Genomic DNA, 18,785 nt, shown 5'->3' on the forward strand with positions numbered 1-18,785 from the left:
CCCATGGCCGGGACGCGCCTCTGACTGTCAGGGGAAGACCTTGCCGGTGATGTCGGGAGGCACCCGGATCTGTCCTGATTCGATGTAGGTCGAGAGTCGACTCTGGTCGGTCTCGATCACTCGCAAGATGTAGTACGCGTAGCCGAGGATGTCTGGTGAAGTGCCAGTCCATAGCTGGTGGTACAGGCTCCAGAGTCCTTGCCTAGCGATCTCTTGGCATGCCGCTTCCGAGTCTTCGTCGTCACTCCACACAAGACCCGCCAGAAGGTCCAGGCACGCGATCGTGGCCCCGGGAGACATCTCCTCGGTGAGCGCTGCCATGAGCACGGACGTGACGGGAACCGCGGGCTCCTGCGGAAAGGACTGGATCAGCACGTGACAGTCCAGGCGAGGTTCCTCCGCCTCCTTGCGGGATCGCGCCCTGACCAGGTGTCTGAGGTCGTCAGGGAGATGCACTGCGGTCTTGTCGCAGGCGCAGTCGAGTGCTGACCAGTCATAACGTGCCAGCTCGGCGTCGAACAGCCGCACGCGTTCACCCTTCTCTCAGGTGTAGACGCGCCAGCCACAGGCCTACCTGTGGACGACTCCTGCCGTCCGCCATCCTCCCGCACCCGGCCGAAGCACCGCCAGCACCATCCCCCGGGCACGGAAAGCTGGCGCTGACCCCGCACATCGTCCCGCGACCATCCCCGCGGGCGCGGGGAGCAGGCCGGCGCTCCCCACACACCCCGGCGGCCGCAGCAGGGCCAGGCGGACATGACGGCAGCCGGAAAGCCCGGTCGAGGCGCTCATACACCTCAGAGCATCCGCTGGGCCGTCGCTGCCTGTGCTCGGAGTGCGTCGGCCTCCTCGTGTTGCCCCTGGGCAGCCAGGATCCGCGCCCGGTACTCCATCGCGTACCCGTCGCCCAGTTCCTCGGCTCGCAGGAAAGCGTGCACGGCCCGCTCCTGGTTGCCGCGGTCCCGGAAGGCCACGCCCAGCGCGGTGATCGGGAACGCCTCGTCCTGTGCGAGGATCACCGGCGCCCAGCGTTCGACACCGGCCGCATCCCCACGGTCGAGGGCCTGCTTGACGAGTCCCAGCATGGCGTCGGGATCACCGAGCGCCGCGGTCTGCTCCCAGACCACCTGCGCGCGGTTCGCGTCACCGGCCACCGCGTGCAGCATTCCCAGGTTGTAGCCGGCAGCCACGTTCCCGGCTGCCCACGCTTGGCCCCACCAGTGCAGCGCGCCGGACCGGTCACCTTTCAGGTGCAGGGCTGCCGCCAGGTTCCCCATCGCCACGTCGTCGCCCAGCTCGGCCGCAGCCGCGAGCTCGGCCAGCTCCTGATCGGGCGGCATCTCGGCCATGTCGGCCGGCAGCCGAACCGACACCAGCTCCTCGTCCGCCTCCGACCGCCGGCGGAACCACCAAGCCATCAGCAACCACCTCGGCAGTACAGCCGCACCGACCCCCGGCATGGCGGCACGCGAACATCTGTCACCCGGCAATCATCCCAGCCCCGACGCTGACCGCTTGGGGTGAATGCGAGCCGGAGGGTGTCGAGATCTCCAGTGCGAGCGTGATCAGCATCCATGCCCGCATTGCTACCAGCTCAGTCCGGCATCCCGGACGTCGCCCTCCCCAACCAGACCCCCGCGGCCTGCGGGCACTGATCCGGGGCCGGCGCCGCTACGAAGTCGTGTCATCACGGCTCACGGCCGCGGCCTCGCCCTGGTCCAGGGCTTGACGCGCGTGCTCCAACGCCACCCGCACGTCCCGGTGGCCGGTCTCGTCGCGGGACCAGATGCGTGTCCGGCGGCGCGGGTTGTCGCTGTCCCAGCCGTCGACTTCCAGGACGGCGACGGTCTGCGAAAGCTGCCAGCGCGACGTGCCCCAGGAGGCTTCAGACACGTCCGCGAGGCCGTCGATCAGTCCGGCAGCCATCGTGGCCAGGGTGTCGATCGGCCAGGGCGTCCACGTTGCGACGGTGTCAGTGAGCGCGTGCGACTCGATCACGTGCGGGACAGACGGGGCCAGCCGAAGGTAGGGGCGACCGCCGTCCACGTCAGTGCCGACGCTTTGGTCGGTGTGGATCAGGTCCCGGCAGGGCTTCGACACGTGCTCACCGGCCCACTCGAAGTACCAACCCCCTCCCCTGGTGTCCTGCCAAGCCCGCGTACTCAGGCCGAAGTGGTTGTACTCCCACTGACGGGAACTCGCGTAGCGCTCCCCGTTCACGACCAGGTTGTGCCGCACGTCGTAATGGAGCCCGCCGTACTTCTGCTCGAAGCCCTCGCACCGGATGATGAGATCCATGGGGGCCGGAACCAGCCTGCCCATGTGATCACGTACAAGCCAGAGCTCTATCGGAGCACCGAACCGAGTGGGAACCTCACGCCGACCCGTGCGGCGCAGGAAGTCCCGTGCGCGGGGGGAGAGTTCGGACGATTCTTCCAGGATGTGCACCCTGAACTTCATTTCCCAAGGAAGGTGGGGCCGACAGACCGCCACGATACCGGTCGGCTCTAACAGTCCCCGGGGAACTTGACTGCTCCGTGAGGGAAGCCGGTGAGCATTCGGCGGGCTGGGGGTCACATCGATGGGCCGGGGTCAGCCCGTCGTGCGGCTGAGCACTGCACGGAACCGCTCGCGCCCGGCCGTCACGCTTGCGTCCCACAGCCCTGCGGCGGTGCCGGAAGCCGAGAGCGACTGCAGTCGCTGTTCCTCGGAGAGGAAGGCGGTGCCCGTCACGTTCTGATCCAGCATGCCCATCGCGGTCAGCGCAGTGTGGCCGCACGACACCGCGTGATCGACGTTCCCGGAGCCGTTGGCCAGCAAGGCGTAGCGCAGGGTGAGGCCGGCGAAGAACGTGTAGGTGCCGATGATGCTGGTGATCCCGGTCTCGGTCTGCTGGAACTCGGGGAACTGCTCCAGTCGGCGTGTGCGGTCGGCGGCGTCGGGAAGCGGGCGGTCGACGTTCCGGAGGGCGCCGACCGACTGCACGTAGAAGTCCAGGTCGGCTTCCCGTCCCGCCTCGCCCGCCTGCAGGCCGATGAACAGGGGAGCCATCCGCTCCACGCAGGCAGCGGCGTACAGACGAACCACTTCCTCTCCTGCGGTCTGAAGTTGCTCCACGACGGCGTCTTGCACGAGCGTCTTCACACGTCGTCCTCTCTTCACGTGTCACGTGCTCAACTGGTCGACTCAGCCGCTCACCGGCCGGCTGAAGCGCTCGGTGCCCGGCTGCAGTCCGGGGCGTGGGCTGGGGTTCGGGGTGCGTCTACAGGTCGAATTCGAGGTGTTCGACGTCGAGCATGTGGACTTCTTCCAGGCTTCCGGCGCGGCGGCCGCTGTCCTGGAAGTAGACGTCCCTGAGTGCTTCGGCGGTGATCTCCTGGAGGCGCTGGTCGGTGGCGCCCTGCTGGTGGGCATCGAAGAGGCGGGCAGCGTACTGGGGTGGCAGGGCGACGGTCAGGTGCCGTAGGCGGGCGTCGTCGGTCGAGCCGATCGGTGCGGTGTAGCCCAGGCGGGCGCGGACGTCGATGACGATGCCGCCGGTCGTCGCCGCTTTGTGGCGGGCCTGAGCGCGGATCTGCGGCTGCCAGCGTGCCTTGACCTCGGTTTGCAGGCGGGTGGCGAGGGCCGGGCGGGGTGTCCTGGCCTTTCCGGCCACGTAGCGCTCGACTTGCCGCTGGGACATCGCCAGCAGGTCGGCAACCGCCTTGGTGCCCTTGAGCTGCTTGACCAGGTAGCGCATCTGCGCGCCGGCCGACTTGGGGACGCGGCGGGTGAAGGAGCGCTGCACGGCCTCATCGAGGCTGGCTCCGACCATGCTCACCGGCTACTCCCCGTTGTCCGTGGTGGTGACCTGCCCGTCCTTGATGTAGCGGGCGAGGTTGAGTTCGGGGGCGTTGAAGTGGTCGCGGACCTCTTCGCCCCACAGGACGCTCTGGGTGCCCTCGTGCTTGACCAGGCCCGGGTTGATGCCGAGCTTGAAGCCGCCGGGCAGCGGCTGGCCGCCGGGGTAGGGCAGGACGTCCAGGGGGGAGGGGCCGTCGGCGGCGTACACGGCGCAGTCGGAGAGGATCGCGACCGGGTACTGTCCGGTGTGTGCCGCGTGCTTGACGATCTTGCGGTGCAGGTTGATCCGGGTGCGGGAGATGACCGCGGCGCGGATGTCGGGGCGCCAGGTGGGCCGGGACAGGGCCCGCCACGGCTGACCGGGCTTCCAGCCCTCCCCGCGCGGGCGTTCGCGGAGCTTGCCGAGGCCGCCCTTGACGGTGGCCTTGATCGCCGAGACGACGGTCGCCAGGTGAGGGTCGCGCAGGCGGTAGCCGTCCATCGCTGCCAGGAACTCCTGCGGGGCCAGGTCTACGCCGACGCCGAGGTCGGCCATCGTGGCGAGGTAGGCGTCGCGGAGCCGGGTGTACCAGGCGTCCAGGTAGCGGCCGTTCTCGTACCGCACCCAGGCCTCGATGGGGCGTACCGGGTAGCCGAGCTCGACCGCGTAGGCCACGGTGGGTGTCGCGTACCAGGCGGGGCCCTGGGGGCGCTCGCCTGTGGGGGTGAAGGGGCTGGGCAGCATGGCAGCGTCCAGGTTCACCCAGTCCTTGCCGAGCTTGACCTGGGACAGGTCGACGTGGGAGAGGTCGACCAGCCAGGAGCCGGGCAGCTTCGCGTCAAAGGCCGGCGCCTTCAGGTGGGTGGGGGCGCCGAGGCCTACGGTCAGGCCGTTGGCGCCGGCGGCGAAGGCCATGTTGACGTCGATGCCGACCAGGTTGCGGCGCAGGCATTCGGCGTCGGTGAGCGGGCGTGCCCAGTCGTAGGCCTCCTCGAACAGCTTCTCTGCGGGGCCGCGGACGTGGAAGCGGGGCAGGTCGGCGAGGAGCGGGTGCCCGTCGGGGGCCTCGCAGGGCGCGCAGTCCACCGGTTCGTTGCCCAGCGAGCCGGGGTTGTGCGCGGAGTGCCTGTGGCCGTCGGCGTCCGGCTCGGACGCGCGGGTCGGCGGGTGCAGGGCGGTCATCAGCTCCAGGCCGGTCACCGCGGTCGACCCACGGGGCGTCATCACCCGGGAGGCGTAGAGGCCGAGGAGCCAGGCCATGTCCGGCGCCGGAAGCTGCCCGGCGTCGCCCCAGTGGCGGGCATCCAGCGCGTGCCAGGAGGGGATGCACAGCTGGACGCAGGCACGCTCCGAGCCGGTCGCGGGGCGGTAGATCCGCGCCCACGGCCCGAACCCGCGCTTGGTGAGCTTCCACTCCGCGCGCGCCAGCTGCTTGACGGCCTTGTGGCCCTCCGGCAGACGCCCAGCCACGCGCTCTTCCCCGGTGAGGGTGACCGGCAGGCCGTAGCGCTCCAACGCCGCCGCGGTGAGCACCAGCAGCGGGTCGGCGTCCTTACCCGGCCCGGACAGTCTCGGCGCCCCCAGCCTCGCCTCCGTAAGCGTCCACTCCACCAACGCCGGAAGGGATCTGGCAGGTACGTCCAGGACCAGGCCACCGACGCAGTACGCCACCACCTGACCCTCCGCGTCGACGTCGACGACCCCAAGCGGGCCATTGTCGAACCGCGGATCCGCACCCGCGCCAGGGGTGGAGGCCGGGGCCACCTTCGCCGCCGGGCGCCGCGACGACGGCTGGGAGGTGCGCGCCGCACGCGGCACGGCCGCCGAGGCGGCACCGACCGTACGCGCCGCACTCGTCGTCGGAGCAGCGGGCGCTCCACCGGTCGCGGCGGGGCGCAGCTGGGTGGGCTTCTGCGTGGGCCTGGCCGCGGCGTCGGATGCCGGGTCCAGGGATGGAGTCCGGCTGGGTGGGGCCGGGGCGGGCGGGCCGGTGGGCGTGTGCGGCGCCGCCGCCTCCTGGACGAGTACGGTCTCGCCGTTGGGGGCGGGGGCGGGGGCTGGATAGCGCCGGGCGAGGCCCTCAAGCAGTCTGCGGTAGGCCTCCAGGCGCTCGTCCTTGGGCTCGGCGCGGCCTGCCTCCCACGCGTGAATGCTCGGCACGCGTACACCGAGGGCCTGGGCGACGGCGGCCTGGGTCAGCCCGGCCGCCTCCCGCAGCCTGACCCGTTCGTCCAAAGAGGGCAGCACGGTGCCGTCATCGACAGCGGCGAGCAGCGCGTCGACGGCGGTGAACAACTCCTGCGGTTGGTCCGTCATCTCCTGTTCCGCTCCCTTACCGGACGCCTTGACGGATTTCTTCGAGGCGGGTTGTCAGCCGCTGGTAGCGCTGCGAGGCGGCCTGGGAGGAGTTCAGGCCCTGGTGCTGAGCGATCTGGCCAGTCCATGCCGCGGCGGCGGGCCTCGATGACCACCTGGGTCTCCAGCCGGTCCAACGTCACACGCATGTCCTCGAACAGACCCAGGCCGGCGCCCACATCGTCGGCTGCCACGTCGGGATGCTGCCCGGCGCTTTGCTGACGGTTGGCGGCGGCCGCAAGCAGGCGCCCCAGCAGCGCCGCGTCCTGCTCCAGGCGGCGAGCCGGAGCCCAGCCGGCGGTGGGATCCTCCGCCAGGGCGGAGAGTCTCCTGCGGGAGGTGTCCTGACCGTCAGATGCCATACCGCAACTCTACCCCGAAAACAACAGAACAACATCACGTTGGTTCATTGTTTCGTTGCCACACGTCCCACTGCTGCAGACCACACGGCCCCTCCACCCGACCCTTCCCGCCAACCGGCAGCAGGGGCCCTCTCGAAGACACCGGCCAGCGCCATGGGCCGGGAAGGGCGAACGTCCCTGCCCCTCGTCCCGGTCCTGGGAACACTGCTGCGGGCGGGTGCAACTCCGCCATCTCGGCGAAGGTTTCGACGAGCCGGTGATCACAGTGACGCAGAAGATGCGCAATACCGTCCCGCAGTTCGGCGTGGTGTATGAGCACCAGATCCGCTCGTCGCCGGCATCACGTCGACGCGCTCCGGCAGCCGGGCACCGCAGGCCGCGCAGTTCCTGACCTTGCGGCCCCGAGCCTCATGCTTCGCCGACTGGCTCACCGTTCAGGGCCGGGTATCCGATCTGAGCGATGTCCTCCGTCAGATCGGCCAGTTCGATCTCGGGGTTCAACGCCGAGACGATCTCCGCGGACAGCAGCTCGAGGTCATAGACACGCTGGACTGCGGCCACGTCGAGCGTCACTTCGTAGTACTCCTCGGCGAACTTCCGGTAGGCGTCGGCAGTGCCCGCGACGAGGACATCGAACAGCCACTCCGCGCCGTCAGCGTCCCCAATGTCGGAGGGGAGGTCCACGTTCCCGGTGTTCCAGTCGGCGTCAGCGGCTTGCCTCCAGAAGCACACGGTCGCCCGGGGCGTCCCTTCCGACTCGCAGAAGGCGGGCTCGAGGACGAGGGCGCGGAAGGCATCCGGGACGGTGTCGAAGAGCCCAGGCCAGGTCTCAAGCGGCTCGGACCGCCACGGGGTCATCGGCGACTCGTGGTCGAAGGCACGCGCATAGGCCCCGGCGGCCGAGAAGACGATCGAGTAGTCGTTCCCCGAGCCATCCCTCATCGAGGCCAGCTCCTGGGTCTGCGACCAGGACCGATCGAAGGAGTGGTGCCGATAACCCCACTCCGGGCACAAGATCGCATCCAGCATCGCCATAGCACGCGAGCGGTCACGAACGGTCCGGACGTCGGGCAGTTTGCCGATCACTTCATAGACACTCATGGGCACATCCAACCGGCAACCACCGACACTCCCTCAGCAGCCCCCAGCGCGGTCAATGGTCAGCACGGAACCGCTGCCACAACATCGCCGTCGACGTCGCTACCCGCTCCATCCTGGCGGCGGGCGGTGGTGCCCATGGAGCCGGTGCCGCTCGCCCCGGTCATGTATAGGGGAACACGGCTGCGGGCGGGTGCAGCTGCGCCATCCCGGCGAAGGTCTCGACGAGCCGGTGATCGCAGTGACGCAGCAGATGCGCAATGGCGTCCGGCAGGTCGGCGTGGTGCACGAGAACCAGATCCGCACGGTGGTGCGGTGCAGGTGCACCAGGTCTGCCCACAGACCGCGCCCGATCCGGTGGGCGCGCAGAACCGTCACCTGGCAGGGGTCCGCAGCCTTGAGGGCAGTGCGGGCGGCACGCTCCTCCTCTTCCCGGGACGCGCGGGCGGCGTGTCGTGTGCCCAGCGCCTGGAGGATGTCATGCCACAGCAGCCCGTCACCCGAGGCCACGGTGGGGTGGACCACGATCCTGCCGCCCGCCGGACTGTGCGCGGCAAGGGCGGTGCGGGTGAACCGCACGTCGTCCTCGCGGTCCAGGACCACGGTGCAGGGCGGACGGCCTTCGGTGCGCAGCGTGCCGGGGTCCGGGCGCCGGGAACAGAGGTCTTTGCATACCAGGACGTCGATGCCGCTCTCGCCGAGCGGATTGATCGGATCCAACAGGCCCACGGCCCCCATTCTCTCTCGACGGGGTCTGTCTGCCTCGCACCCGGGGCAGATGCCGTCTGTGCCCTGCGGGAGCCGGTCATGCCGCCCGGCCCAGCCGGCTGAAGGCCCACCGCAGCAGGTCCCGGTCGACGCGGGGACGGCCGGTACGTGCCAGCGCGATGCGGATATGGGCGGTCAGCTGGGCCCAGGCGCGGAAGTTGCCGTGTGCGGCGTGGCTGTCGGCGAAGGCGATGTCATCGGGGTCGGCGTCGGCCCAGACCGGGTGGAACAGGGGAATGGCCTCCAGGACCTCGCTGGGGGTGAGGCGGGTGAAGTGCTGCCAGATGAAGATGCGGGAGGAGAGCATCGGTTCGCGGCGCAGCACGGTGTGGCAGCCCTCACCGCCGACGAAGATGACCGCGAGCTGGGTTGAGGGTTCGTCCCACAGGTAGCGGAAGTATTCGAACGCCTCCCCGCCCAGCCACTGGGCCTCGTCCACGAGGAAGGTGCGGGGGCGTTCGCCCGGCAGCGGGCCGGGCGGCGGTGCGAACGCGGGCGGCGGGAGCGCTGGTGGCGCCGGGGAGCACGGTGCGGTGGACGGCCGCGGGCAGCGCGGCGGCCGGTTCGCGGCCGGCCCGGTGACGGCCGGCGCAGATCCGCACGCGCCCGGTGTGGGCGGGGGTGCGTGGTGAGCGCGGGAGCGGGGCCTCGGGGCGGGCGGCCGGTGGTGGCGGTCGGCGGGCACGTCGACTTCCAGGGGATCCGGTGGCAGGTCGTGCGCCTGGCCGGGCAGCACCTCCGCCTGGCCTGCGAGGAACGCGAGGAGGTGGTGCTGGCCGGGTACCTGTTCGCCGACCCCACGTTCGCCCTCATCGGCCCCGGACAGGACAGCGTGCCGGAGGCCGCACCGCAGTGTGTCGTCGATCCGATGGTCGCTCGCTCCCCCCGCGTGGTGTTCGGGCTGTCGTGAGGATCAGGGGGAGGCGTCCAGGCCGACTCTTGCGGTGTCGATGACGTCGCTCAGGACGTCGCGGGTACGGAACAGGTCGCCGATCATCCGGTCGATGCGGTCCCGTTCTGCGGTGAGCTCGTCGACGAGCTGCGCGGTGGCGATCTCGCTCGGGCCGCCGTCGGTGTCGCGCATGCACGGCAGCAGGTGCGCGATCTTCTTGCTGTTCAGCCCTGCGGCGTACAGGGCTTGGATGCGGATGACCCGGTCCACTGCCCATGCGCCGAAGTCGCGTTGGCCGCCGGGGGTGCGTTCTGCTCGCAGCAGCCCTTGCGTCTCGTAGTACCGCAGTGACCGCTCGCTGACTCCGCTGCGGCGGGCCAGTTCACCGATCCGCATCGCTCACCTCTCGGACTTGAACGTGACACCGGTGTCAGGTTCTACCGTACCGGCATGACGAGCAGAGCAGTTGACTCGCGCCTCTTCGATTCCGCCTCCCTCGGCGCCTTGCGCCTGCCGAACCGTCTGGTGATGGCGCCCATGACCCGCAACCGCGCCACCGCCGACGGCGTCCCGCAGCCGATCATGGCGACCTACTACGCCCAGCGGGCCTCAGCGGGCCTGATCATCGCCGAGGCCTCCACGCCGAACGCCGTCGGGCAGACCTACCCCCACATCACCGCAATCCACAACGAGGCGCATGTGGCGGGTTGGCGTCGCGTCACCGACGCCGTGCGCGCCGAAGGCGGCCGGATGTTCCTGCAGGTGCAGCACGGCGGCCGGGTCGGCCACCCCGGCAACAGCGGGCTCGACCCCATCGCACCCTCGCCGATCCCGCTCCCCGAGACGATCTTCACCCCCACCGGACACCAGGACGCCGTGGTGCCCCGCGAGATGACGACCGACGACATCCGCTTGACCGTGGCCGACTTCGCCGCTGCCGCCCGAAGCGCCATCGACGCGGGCTTCGAGGGAGTGGAGGTGCACGCCGCCAACGGCTACCTGCTCCACCAGTTCCTGGCCCAGGGAACCAACCGGCGCACCGACGCCTACGGCGGCCCGGTGGCCCATCGCATCCGGTTCGTGCTCGAGGTCGTACGAGCCGTTGCCGACGCGATCGGCCCCGGCCGGGTCGGTGTGCGGATCGCACCCGCAGTGACCGTCAACGGCATCGTCGAGGGCGACACCGAGCAGATCTACCCGGCGCTCATCACCGCCCTGTCCGGCATGGGACTGGCCTACCTGCACGTCGTCTTCGCGGATCCGGACCAGCCCCTGTTCCAGGAGATCCGAAAGACCTGGCCGGGCACGCTGATCGCCAACCCGGTCCTCGGATGGGGAGCGCCGTTGCCGGCCGACGGGGGAAAGCACCAGGGCGAGCGACTTCTCGCCGCAGGAGCAGACCTGATCTCGCTCGGTCGCGCATTCCTCGCCAACCCCGACCTGGTCGAACGGCTGCGCACCGGTGCGCCGATCAACCAGGTACGGGACCAGGGCCTGATGTACACCGGCGGAGCAGCCGGCTACACCGACTACCCCACGCTCGCCGCCACCACCGCCACTACCGCCGCTGCCGCCCACGACAACATCGCGGCGCCCGAACAAGCCGAGCCCTCACCCCGGGACCCGGCACACCTGAACCACCGACCCTGAGGATCCGGGAGCGGAGCCACCCCGTGGTGATGAAGCACCATCGGCTGGCTGTGCCTGTTCTCTCGGGAATCGCTTGTCGGCGGCAGCGGGAGTCGTTCAGAAGAGGTCTTGACCCGTTGCCCCGAGCTGGACACGGCCGCCGAGCACATCCGCGACTTCGGCGAGATCCTCACCAGCCGCCTCGCCGCCAAGTTGCCGGACTGGATCAAGGCAGTCGACGGCAGCCAGCTGCCCGGCCTGACCGGCCTGACCGGCTTCGCACTCCATCTGCTCAGAGACCTCGACGCCGTCACAGCCGGCCTCACCCTGGAATCGAGCTCCAGCAGCGTCGAAGGCGCCGTGAACCGCATCAAGAAGATCAAAAGGCAACTCTACGGGCGCGCCGGCTTCGGCTTGCTTCGCAAGATGATCCTGCTTCAGCAGATCCCCACTACCGGGGTCAGAGCTCGGCCGTCCAGACTCCAACTGGGTGCTCGCTGGGCGGCAGCCACAACTGAGGCTGCGACTCCCGATGCCCCTGTCCGGCTACTTCTTCCCAGTGAAAGCACCCGTTCGGGTCGGGCCATGCCACCTGCAGGACCGGGAAGGGCGGCCGCCGGTAGAACCCGATGGCCTGCCCGAAGAAGGTCCGGTACCAGCGAAGATCAGCCCGCCTGAGCCCTACCAGTAGGCCGCGCGCGACGCCGTGATGTTCCTGGCCGTCAGCCAGGACCGTGCCCGACGCGGCCTTCTCGCCGAGTGTGTTGAGCATGCGGTGCATGAGGTGGACATCGAGCCCGAACATCGCGAGCTCAGGTGCACCGTGCGTGTGGGACAGGCCGATCGTGTAGGCGAACCCCGGGCCGATCTCGTCCTCGGGGACCATCGCGACGTGCCATCCGTGTTCCTGCACATTGCCGATGACCGTCCGCTCAACCTGGTCTGCATCGTCTCGGTCACCATAGTCATGGCACAGGACGCATCGGCACTGGAACGGATCACCGGTCATGCGTGGAGAGTACGAGGTGAGCGTTCAAGTTGGGCAGTCGAGCCCGCATTCGAGAGGCTCGTCACGTTCTGTGACCACTCCCCAAGATCTGTGCCAGAACCGAGTTTTGATGTCACCTGGCTGACGCGGCGATGTCCAGAAGCTGTTGGTGGAGGCCAGGCCGAGCGAACAGTGCGCCCCCGGTGTCGGTCCGTTGCTGACCGGAGAGATCGCTAAAGATGCCGCCGGCTTCTTGGACGATCGGGATCAGGGCCGCGATATCCCACGGACCTGCTCCCAACAGGAGGAAGGCATCCAGCCGGCCCGTCACGACAAGGAGCGCCCCGTGGCAGGTGCCGGATCCTGTGGACGGTTTCTTGGGCGTGGGCGCGGTGGAATCAGCGGTGGACCAGTTGAGCGTTGGCGTGGTGCGCGCGGTGCGTGTGGCCAGCGCTGCGGCAATAGCCCGCTGTGTCGGGTTCAGTCTGCGCGGGGGCGGCCAGATGCCGAGGGAAGAGTCGGCCGCTGCGCTGCCCTCGCTGATGGCCAGCCGACGCGCGGAAGTGCAGGGACGGGGTGAAGGGAGACTACTGGTCCATGCTCCCTGGTTGGGTGCCGCCCACCATCGGCGGTTCAGCGCAGGGGCGGAGACCATGCCCAGGGTGATGCGGTGGTTGACCTCCAGCGCGATCAGGGTGCTCCACTCGGGCTCGCCGGCGAGGAAGCTGGCCGTGCCATCGATAGCGTCGATGATCCAGCGGCGATGCCCTTGACCGTGGGATCCGTACTCTTCACCGATGATCGCATCGTTGGGGTGCTGTTCGTGGATTCGCTGACGCAACGCCTGTTCGATCTCTCGGTCGGCAGCGCTGACAGGGCTTCCATCGCTCTTGATCTGTGTTGCCGTGGCACCTGCTCTCCTGTGTCGGCGTGCGATGTCAGCCGCCTGATCGGCGAGCCGATGAGCAAACATCAGATCTGGTGTGTTCGGCATAGGGTGCACTCTGCCCGCGCCACGTGGAGTAGTCATCTTCCGGGAATCAAGGCGTCGCTGAGGACTTCGATCCTTCGTGGGGCGTATCCCAGCTGGCAGCGACCTGCCGGGTCTGGGCTTTGGTGTGAGCGAGTCGGTAGGAGTCGGTGCCGGGCTGGATGATCGCGCCGTTGAAGGTCAGGCAGTCCACGACGGCCGCGCAGAGCCGGGGGTCGGTGAAGGTCTTGGTCCATCCAACTGGGGCTGGCACTTGTTCCCTGTGGAGAGTCTGCCCTGTCACCTGCCCATAGGCGGGTCCTGGCCGTCTCTTTGATTGTCTCGCTGACAGCACGCTTTTGAAGGCTCTACCTTCATTCATCAGGTGCGAGGAAGGTGTGCCCGATGGTGGAGTCGCGTCTGCGGGTGATCGAGGGCCGAGCGGTCCCTGACCTGCCCGCTGCCCTGGACCCGTGGGAGTTCCAGGCGTTATGTGTGGAGGCGTTCGTGGCCTCCTGCCGGGCCCGCGGGTTCAGCCCGGTGACCATCGAGAACGACACCGGCCTGCTGGAGCGGACACTCCAGGCTCTTGGCCGGCCCGCCTGGGACGTCACCCCTGAGGACATCGACCGCGTCGTCGGCGGCCTGGCGGTGGACGGGCGGGCCCCGTCCACCCGCCGCGGCTATGTCCAGATCTTCAAGGGCTTCCACCGGTTCCTGCAGGCCCGAAAAGCCGTCGAGATCGAGGCCGCCTTCGGGATCAGGCTGGTCTGCCCGGTGGACGAGTTCAACGCCTCACGGCATGTCGGCGACGACTCCCCGGCCCTGCTGCCGCCACCGACCTCGGAACGCGTCGACGAGTTCTTCGCCTTCCTCAAGACCCGCATCGCGACCGCACGCAAGTACGCACCCGCCGCCCGCGACTACGCACTGTTCCGGACGCTTTATCACGCCGGCCTGCGCTCGGACGAGGCCGCCCGCCTGGACCGCCCCGACGTCCACTTCGACCGCGGCCCGTTCGGGAAACTGCACGTGCGCTTCGGCAAGGGCGCCCACACCTCCGGACCGCGACCGCGCTGGGTGCCCATGCTCGACCAGGTGGATCTGGTCCTGCACTGGTTCCTCGACGACGTCCGCGGCAAGTTCCCGGACTCGCCCGCGCTGTTCGCCGACGAGTCCGGCGGCCACCTCCACCAGGGCACCGTCCGCAACCGGCTGCGCTATCTGATGGAACTCGAAGGCCGCCCGGCCGCCGACCGCTTCAGCCCGCATGCCCTGCGCCGGGCCTGCGCGACCCACAACTACGAACGCGGAGTGGACCTGGTGGCCATCCAGCAACTGCTCGGTCACTGGACCGTCAGTTCAACCATGCGATATGTCCGACCCTCGGCAACGTTCATCGAGGACGCCTATCGCCGCGTGGTGACCAGCACCCTCAGCGAGCTCACCGGAGAGGATCCCACGTCGTGAACATCAAGTGGAAACTGCGAATCGCCGCCGCCCAGCGCGAGGTCTGGACCGGCGCCCAACTGCGGCGGCTCCTGGCCGAACGGGCTGGCCTGGAGCTTTCCTCCGCATCGGTGTCGGCGCTGTTCACCAAGGAACCCTCGCAGGTGAAGATGTCCACCCTGGCCGCGCTGTGCACCGCGCTCGACTGCACCCCCAACGACCTGATCGAGGTGGACACCACCCCCGTCCAACGCCCCGCCACCCCCGTCCGACCAGCAGCAGTGCTGCCCCGGGCCGCCTCAGCCACCGGCCGGTCGATGCCACCGATCTGACGCGAACGAAATGGATCGACGATGGGCAAGCGCCAGCGGGACTGCCTCGGCTGCGGGGCACCGGTCGGGATCATCGGCCGGGACCACTGCTGCAGCTGCACCGCCCGGATCAAGGACGAAGCCACCCGAACATCCTGTCCGGCCTGCGGAAAGTCACGGGTCCTGCAGGAAGACACCCGACGGTGCATCAACTGCTCGCGGACCTGCACTGCCTGCGGCCGACCAGTGCGGTCTCCAATCGCCACCAGTTGCGGGGCCTGCCGGCGGGAAGCCGAGCGAGTCGCAGCCAAACGGACCTGTCCGCGCTGCCAGCGGCCCGGCTTCCTGCAGATCGCAACCGGCTGGTGCGGCCACTGCTCACGTGTCCGCCAGCCCAAGCAGCCGCCGCGCGAATGCGTCAGCTGCGGCCAGGTTCGACGCCATACCGGGCTGGGACTGTGCTCGGCCTGCTGGCAGAAGCACCCAGACCGGCCCTTCATCACCGCCTCCAACCTGCAAGAACGACTCGCCAACCCGCCGATGTGGCTGGGCGACTTCGCTGGCCACCTCGCCGCCCGGCACTGCGCCAGCCGAGCGTGCACCATGATCAGCGCTCTCGGTCGGCTCCTGGAAGACGAGCACCCCAATCACCCGCAGGCTCTCCTGGAGCGTGCTCGCCGCCCCGGCCGCTCGATGGGCTCCCTCGCCCGCGCACTGGAGGACTTCTTCACCCAGCGCGCCCTCGCGCTGCCGACCGACCACGCCGACCAACTCGCGGCCGGCCGCCGCCGGCGCCGCGTCGAAGCCGCCCTGCTCTCGCTCCGGCCCCAAGTCCACGCGTTCTCCGACTCACTGCTGCGAGCACGTGAGCGTGCCCTGCGCGCCGGGACGCTACCGCGCGCCGACATCACCATCGAGGCGACCCTGGCCATCGTCCGCGACCTCGCCCGCTTCCTGGCCGATCAGCGCGGCAAACAAGACTGGGCCCTGGCCGACGTCCACGACATCGAAGCGTTCCTGGCCAACCAGCCCAAGGCCCGCCAGCGCCGGCTGACCGTGCTGCGGCAGTTTTTCCGCTTCGCCCGCTCGGGCAAATTCGTCCTCATCGACCCACCCGGGGCCTGAAGGCGAAAGGTCCTTCCGGGTTCAGCGGCACCACCGTCGCCGTGGACCAGCAGCGCCAGCTGTTCCGCCGCTGGACCACCACCACCGACGCCCACCCCCACGAGGCCCTGCTTGGAATGCTGGCCCTCCTGCACGCGGCCTCCAGCAGCGAAGTGCGACACCTGCGCGTCGACGACATCGATCCGGTCAACCGCACCATCCAGCTGGGCAAACGCCCGCATCCGGTGCCGATGGACCCGGCCAGCTGGTCAGTCTTGGAACGCTGCCTGGCCCACCGCGAGAGCCAGCGCACCGACAACCCCCACGTGATCGTCACGAAGATCACCAAATCCGGCCGGTCGGCAGCCTCCACCGCCTATGTCAGTCACATCATGGACCCCTGCCGTGTTCCGCCCCGGACGCTGCGGTGCACCCGCCTGGCCGACCTGGTCAACACCCTCGACCCGAAGCTCGTCGCCGCGGCCTTCGGCATGGACCCCGAAGGCGTCATGATCTACCTTGCCGACCACGTCGACGAGGGCCGCTTGCCCAGGCCGAATACACGATGACGTCGGGCGCCGGTTGACCTAGTGTTTCGCAGATGAGCACCCACGCCGCCACCCTCGATCAGTCAGACGGAGTGATCGTCCGCAGCCTGGAGAACAGGGCTGTGCGCGTCAGGCTCTTCGACCGTTCCCGCGAGGATCCGGACTGCGTGCTCTACGCGATCGAGGTTCACGCGCCCGGTCTGAGCGCCCGTGTCGATGGGGTGACGGCCTGGAACTGGGACGCGGACCTGGCCCCCTTTCTGGAGGGACTCGCCCGGGACTTCCGAGGGTGGGACGGAGAACGTCTCTGGCAGACCAACGATCGCGACCTGACCGTCAGCGCGGTCGTCCGATCGGGCGGTCACGTCGGACTGACCTGGACCCTCCGACCATGGCGGGCATCCGTTGACAGCTGGTCTGCTTCCGTCACCACCTGGCTGGAGGCCGGCGAGCAGATGTCCGCCTTGGCAGCGGACGTCCGGCACTTCCTCCACCAGGAGAACAAGGCTTATGGATGACCAGATGAATGCCCAACGACTGTATGCCTGGGGACGGTCCCGGTTCGAAAGTCAGGCCACTCCGGTCGCCTGGGCTGGCGACGTCCTTCGCGCTGCGAGCCGGGACATCGGCGCCTTCCCGGAAGTCGACGACGCTCTGCTGCTAGCCGAGACTGAAGAGCGGTGGCCCCGGGCTCGCGAGGTGTTCGACAGACTGCGACGACGAAGTCTGGATCGGCGTTCGCCACTGGAGGAAGACCAAGCGCTTCTGTTCACTCTCGCTGAGCTGGTCGCCAAGGTGGCGCACAACGCCGCAGGTGTGCGGCCTCCGTTCGATCACGACTCGGGATGGCGCATCGGGCCCGTCGCCTTTCGACTCCTCGCAGCCACGAGCCATCCCCAGCTTCGGGCCGAACTCGCAACGGCTCTCGGCGGACTGCCAGAAGACAGCTGACATGGCGTCGCGACACGGCAGAACCTGTTGAGTTTCGGCGCTGCCTGGCACAGGTTCGCCGGAACATGTGCGCTTTGCTGAAGGACTCGTTGGAGGCGATGGCGACGCTGTTCCTTTCCTCGCGTTCGGTCAATCCCTGGACGCAGTTCAAGGCCGAGGCGGCCGCATGGTACGAGACACGGCCCGGCGCGACGATCATGCCGATCGCCGCGGACCCGAGCATCGACGCGGAGACCCCGCGGACCTGGATACCGGCGGCCGGCAAGGCCACGCCCCGACCCCTGCCCCGACCGCGCCGCCCTCGTGGGAGGCGCAGAACGAGACCCTGCGCCTCAAGGGTTCGCGAGCTGGAGAAGGAACGCGACACCCTGCGCCGCACGGTTCGCGAGCTGGAGGAGGAACGCGACACCCTGCGCCGGGCGGCCGAGTATTGCGCGGGCCGGACACGCCGGTGAGCAGCATCCCGTTCGTCGCCGACCACCAGCGCCGCTACGGCGTGAAGCGGCTGGGCCAAGTCCTTGAAATGCCCCGCTCCAGCTACTGCCACGGGCGTCGCAGCGAGCCTGTCCGGGCGGCCCGGCGGGCCGCCGACGCGAGGCCGACCGCCGGGATCCGGGCCGTCCACCAGCCCTCGGGGTGCACCTACGGCGTTGCGAGGATCACCGCCGGGCTCCGCGACCGCGGACCGCGCCGGTCGAGGGTCTCGCGGCTGAGGAAGGACGCGGCGCCGGGGCCCATCCGCTGCGCCTCGCCCAGGGCGCTGCAGAAGCTGACGCGGTGGCTCCGGGAACAGCGCGGGACGGCACCCTGCCGGGCGCTCGGCGGGGGGTCGTGGGTCGTCTCCCGCGACGTGGTGTAGGGGATCAAGCGCTAGGCGTTCCGGTAGGAGGCCCACGGCGACCTCCATAGACGCGCCTGCCCACGAAGCCTGCTGGTGAGATGCGTTGAGTCCCCGAACGGACGGAGTCACCGTCCCTGGCCTGCGGATTCCGACGCCTTGATCCCTTACACCACCTGGCGGGACGCCATCGGGCCGTGGGGCAGTGCGGCAACCAGGGGGTGCGGTGGATCCTCGTTCGGCCGGGCAGGTGGCCGGGGGCGCTGTCCTGGCGCGTGCGCGGGGGGGCCGATGCCGCCGGACAGGTGCGGGTGCGGACCGTGGTCGGGAGTCGCTGGGCTGTGGCGGCGGCCGCGCGGGAGCGGGCCTGGGGTGGTGCCGTGGGTGAGATCGGGTGCGGGGACGGCACGCCATCGCGCTGGTGGACGGCGTACGCGCGGGCGGGGGCGCCGCCGCGGCGTCCGACCGCGGGCACGGGTGGTCCGGGTCACAGGCGGCGGAGCTGCGGCGGAGGCCCGCGAGTGAAGCGCCTCACACGGGCCCAGGGGTGTACGACCCACGGCAGTAGGCATAACCCGGAGCGGCGAACCACAACCCACCCGAAGAATCCCCACACATGGATGTTTACCGGCACAATCCAGACAAACCATGCTAAAGGTGCAGGTCATCGCGCTTCACGCCGATCCGCCGCGGCCTGCC

The 18,785-nt window shown here is 69.4% G+C and carries 23 protein-coding genes and 1 pseudogene; 10 read left to right on the top strand and 14 right to left on the bottom strand.

What is annotated here, in order from left to right:
- Positions 1–27: 27 nt before the first annotated feature.
- The 9 genes from AB0761_RS00180 to AB0761_RS00220 form a co-directional block, all read right to left on the bottom strand.
- Positions 28–528 carry a hypothetical protein gene (locus AB0761_RS00180; protein ID WP_377266759.1) on the bottom strand — a complete coding sequence of 167 codons (501 nt, stop codon included), beginning with the start codon at positions 526–528 and terminating at the stop codon, positions 28–30.
- A gap of 269 nt (positions 529–797) precedes the next feature.
- Positions 798–1,418: a hypothetical protein gene (locus AB0761_RS00185; RefSeq protein ID WP_377266760.1), complete on the bottom strand. Its 621-nt coding sequence runs from the start codon at positions 1,416–1,418 to the stop codon at positions 798–800.
- A 253-nt stretch (positions 1,419–1,671) separates the two neighbouring features.
- Positions 1,672–2,298 carry a hypothetical protein gene (locus AB0761_RS00190; RefSeq protein ID WP_377266761.1) on the bottom strand — a complete coding sequence of 209 codons (627 nt, stop codon included), beginning with the start codon at positions 2,296–2,298 and terminating at the stop codon, positions 1,672–1,674.
- 294 nt (positions 2,299–2,592) lie between these two features.
- Positions 2,593–3,144: a hypothetical protein gene (locus AB0761_RS00195; protein WP_377266762.1), complete on the bottom strand. Its 552-nt coding sequence runs from the start codon at positions 3,142–3,144 to the stop codon at positions 2,593–2,595.
- Positions 3,145–3,262: 118 nt separating this feature from the next.
- The gene (tpg, locus tag AB0761_RS00200; protein WP_377273893.1) at positions 3,263–3,814 is read right to left on the bottom strand and encodes a telomere-protecting terminal protein Tpg; all 552 of its coding nucleotides are present in this window, start codon (positions 3,812–3,814) and stop codon (positions 3,263–3,265) included.
- 9 nt (positions 3,815–3,823) lie between these two features.
- Complete coding sequence (gene tap / locus AB0761_RS00205; protein WP_377266763.1) at positions 3,824–6,139, bottom strand: telomere-associated protein Tap; 2,316 nt, start codon at positions 6,137–6,139, stop codon at positions 3,824–3,826.
- A gap of 809 nt (positions 6,140–6,948) precedes the next feature.
- Positions 6,949–7,641 (bottom strand): hypothetical protein, encoded by a 693-nt coding sequence (locus tag AB0761_RS00210; RefSeq protein WP_377266764.1) that lies wholly within the window; start codon positions 7,639–7,641, stop codon positions 6,949–6,951.
- A gap of 99 nt (positions 7,642–7,740) precedes the next feature.
- A complete protein-coding gene (locus AB0761_RS00215) occupies positions 7,741–8,367 on the bottom strand; it encodes a hypothetical protein (protein ID WP_377266765.1) in 627 nt (208 codons plus the stop codon).
- Between the two features lie 76 nt (positions 8,368–8,443).
- Positions 8,444–8,845, bottom strand: a complete 402-nt coding sequence (locus AB0761_RS00220) for an ATP-binding protein (protein ID WP_377266766.1) — start codon at positions 8,843–8,845, stop codon at positions 8,444–8,446.
- 189 nt (positions 8,846–9,034) lie between these two features.
- Between AB0761_RS00220 and AB0761_RS00225 the strand changes: the two genes are divergently transcribed.
- On the top strand, positions 9,035–9,316 hold the full coding sequence (locus AB0761_RS00225) for a hypothetical protein (RefSeq protein WP_377266767.1): 282 nt from the start codon (positions 9,035–9,037) through the stop codon (positions 9,314–9,316).
- A 3-nt stretch (positions 9,317–9,319) separates the two neighbouring features.
- Here the strand turns inward: AB0761_RS00225 and AB0761_RS00230 are convergent, their stop codons facing one another.
- Positions 9,320–9,694 carry a MerR family transcriptional regulator gene (locus AB0761_RS00230; RefSeq protein WP_377266768.1) on the bottom strand — a complete coding sequence of 125 codons (375 nt, stop codon included), beginning with the start codon at positions 9,692–9,694 and terminating at the stop codon, positions 9,320–9,322.
- Between the two features lie 54 nt (positions 9,695–9,748).
- Here AB0761_RS00230 and AB0761_RS00235 point away from each other — a divergent pair, with 54 nt between their 5' ends.
- Positions 9,749–10,948, top strand: coding sequence for an alkene reductase (locus AB0761_RS00235; protein ID WP_377266769.1), 1,200 nt, complete (start codon positions 9,749–9,751; stop codon positions 10,946–10,948).
- Between the two features lie 96 nt (positions 10,949–11,044).
- Here AB0761_RS00235 and AB0761_RS00240 read toward each other — a convergent pair whose 3' ends face one another.
- From AB0761_RS00240 to AB0761_RS00255, 4 genes and pseudogenes are all read right to left on the bottom strand, one after another.
- The gene (locus AB0761_RS00240; protein ID WP_377266770.1) at positions 11,045–11,413 is read right to left on the bottom strand and encodes a hypothetical protein; all 369 of its coding nucleotides are present in this window, start codon (positions 11,411–11,413) and stop codon (positions 11,045–11,047) included.
- Complete coding sequence (locus AB0761_RS00245) at positions 11,388–11,936, bottom strand: DUF4262 domain-containing protein (protein ID WP_377266771.1); 549 nt, start codon at positions 11,934–11,936, stop codon at positions 11,388–11,390. The genes AB0761_RS00240 and AB0761_RS00245 overlap by 26 nt, the downstream gene beginning before the upstream one ends.
- A 112-nt stretch (positions 11,937–12,048) precedes the next feature.
- Positions 12,049–12,909, bottom strand: a complete 861-nt coding sequence (locus AB0761_RS00250; RefSeq protein ID WP_377266772.1) for an inositol monophosphatase family protein — start codon at positions 12,907–12,909, stop codon at positions 12,049–12,051.
- A 46-nt stretch (positions 12,910–12,955) separates the two neighbouring features.
- Positions 12,956–13,144: pseudogene (locus AB0761_RS00255) on the bottom strand (hypothetical protein); the annotation flags it as partial.
- Between the two features lie 146 nt (positions 13,145–13,290).
- On the opposite strand from AB0761_RS00255, the gene AB0761_RS00260 reads away from it, so the two are divergent.
- From AB0761_RS00260 to AB0761_RS00295, 8 genes are all read left to right on the top strand, one after another.
- The gene (locus AB0761_RS00260; protein ID WP_377266773.1) at positions 13,291–14,355 is read left to right on the top strand and encodes a tyrosine-type recombinase/integrase; all 1,065 of its coding nucleotides are present in this window, start codon (positions 13,291–13,293) and stop codon (positions 14,353–14,355) included.
- On the top strand, positions 14,352–14,666 hold the full coding sequence (locus tag AB0761_RS00265; protein ID WP_377266774.1) for a helix-turn-helix domain-containing protein: 315 nt from the start codon (positions 14,352–14,354) through the stop codon (positions 14,664–14,666). Before AB0761_RS00260 ends, AB0761_RS00265 begins: the two co-directional genes overlap by 4 nt.
- A 582-nt stretch (positions 14,667–15,248) precedes the next feature.
- Complete coding sequence (locus tag AB0761_RS00270) at positions 15,249–15,770, top strand: hypothetical protein (RefSeq protein ID WP_377266775.1); 522 nt, start codon at positions 15,249–15,251, stop codon at positions 15,768–15,770.
- 41 nt (positions 15,771–15,811) lie between these two features.
- On the top strand, positions 15,812–16,318 hold the full coding sequence (locus AB0761_RS00275; protein WP_377266776.1) for a hypothetical protein: 507 nt from the start codon (positions 15,812–15,814) through the stop codon (positions 16,316–16,318).
- Between the two features lie 32 nt (positions 16,319–16,350).
- Positions 16,351–16,815 (top strand): DUF6228 family protein, encoded by a 465-nt coding sequence (locus tag AB0761_RS00280; RefSeq protein ID WP_377266777.1) that lies wholly within the window; start codon positions 16,351–16,353, stop codon positions 16,813–16,815.
- Positions 16,808–17,248: a hypothetical protein gene (locus AB0761_RS00285; RefSeq protein ID WP_377266778.1), complete on the top strand. Its 441-nt coding sequence runs from the start codon at positions 16,808–16,810 to the stop codon at positions 17,246–17,248. The genes AB0761_RS00280 and AB0761_RS00285 overlap by 8 nt, the downstream gene beginning before the upstream one ends.
- A 65-nt stretch (positions 17,249–17,313) precedes the next feature.
- Positions 17,314–17,703 carry a hypothetical protein gene (locus AB0761_RS00290; protein ID WP_377266779.1) on the top strand — a complete coding sequence of 130 codons (390 nt, stop codon included), beginning with the start codon at positions 17,314–17,316 and terminating at the stop codon, positions 17,701–17,703.
- Positions 17,700–18,107 (top strand): hypothetical protein, encoded by a 408-nt coding sequence (locus AB0761_RS00295; protein WP_377266780.1) that lies wholly within the window; start codon positions 17,700–17,702, stop codon positions 18,105–18,107. Before AB0761_RS00290 ends, AB0761_RS00295 begins: the two co-directional genes overlap by 4 nt.
- The last annotated feature ends 678 nt before the right edge of the window (positions 18,108–18,785 follow it).

This window comes from Peterkaempfera podocarpi (assembly GCF_042466665.1).
Lineage (GTDB): Bacteria > Actinomycetota > Actinomycetes > Streptomycetales > Streptomycetaceae > Peterkaempfera > Peterkaempfera podocarpi.

Excerpts from the sequence above, each read along its gene's own strand:
- AB0761_RS00185 (WP_377266760.1), bottom strand. The coding sequence starts at position 1,418 with ATGGCTTGGTGGTTCCGCCGGCGGTCGGAGGCGGACGAGGAGCTGGTG.
- AB0761_RS00190 (WP_377266761.1), bottom strand. The coding sequence starts at position 2,298 with ATGGATCTCATCATCCGGTGCGAGGGCTTCGAGCAGAAGTACGGCGGG.
- tpg (WP_377273893.1), bottom strand. The coding sequence starts at position 3,814 with ATGGTCGGAGCCAGCCTCGATGAGGCCGTGCAGCGCTCCTTCACCCGC.
- tap (WP_377266763.1), bottom strand. The coding sequence starts at position 6,139 with ATGACGGACCAACCGCAGGAGTTGTTCACCGCCGTCGACGCGCTGCTC.
- AB0761_RS00210 (WP_377266764.1), bottom strand. The coding sequence starts at position 7,641 with ATGAGTGTCTATGAAGTGATCGGCAAACTGCCCGACGTCCGGACCGTT.
- AB0761_RS00230 (WP_377266768.1), bottom strand. The coding sequence starts at position 9,694 with ATGCGGATCGGTGAACTGGCCCGCCGCAGCGGAGTCAGCGAGCGGTCA.
- AB0761_RS00235 (WP_377266769.1), top strand. The coding sequence starts at position 9,749 with ATGACGAGCAGAGCAGTTGACTCGCGCCTCTTCGATTCCGCCTCCCTC.
- AB0761_RS00245 (WP_377266771.1), bottom strand. The coding sequence starts at position 11,936 with ATGACCGGTGATCCGTTCCAGTGCCGATGCGTCCTGTGCCATGACTAT.
- AB0761_RS00250 (WP_377266772.1), bottom strand. The coding sequence starts at position 12,909 with ATGCCGAACACACCAGATCTGATGTTTGCTCATCGGCTCGCCGATCAG.
- AB0761_RS00260 (WP_377266773.1), top strand. The coding sequence starts at position 13,291 with ATGGTGGAGTCGCGTCTGCGGGTGATCGAGGGCCGAGCGGTCCCTGAC.
- AB0761_RS00270 (WP_377266775.1), top strand. The coding sequence starts at position 15,249 with ATGATCAGCGCTCTCGGTCGGCTCCTGGAAGACGAGCACCCCAATCAC.
- AB0761_RS00280 (WP_377266777.1), top strand. The coding sequence starts at position 16,351 with ATGAGCACCCACGCCGCCACCCTCGATCAGTCAGACGGAGTGATCGTC.
- AB0761_RS00285 (WP_377266778.1), top strand. The coding sequence starts at position 16,808 with ATGGATGACCAGATGAATGCCCAACGACTGTATGCCTGGGGACGGTCC.
- AB0761_RS00290 (WP_377266779.1), top strand. The coding sequence starts at position 17,314 with ATGTGCGCTTTGCTGAAGGACTCGTTGGAGGCGATGGCGACGCTGTTC.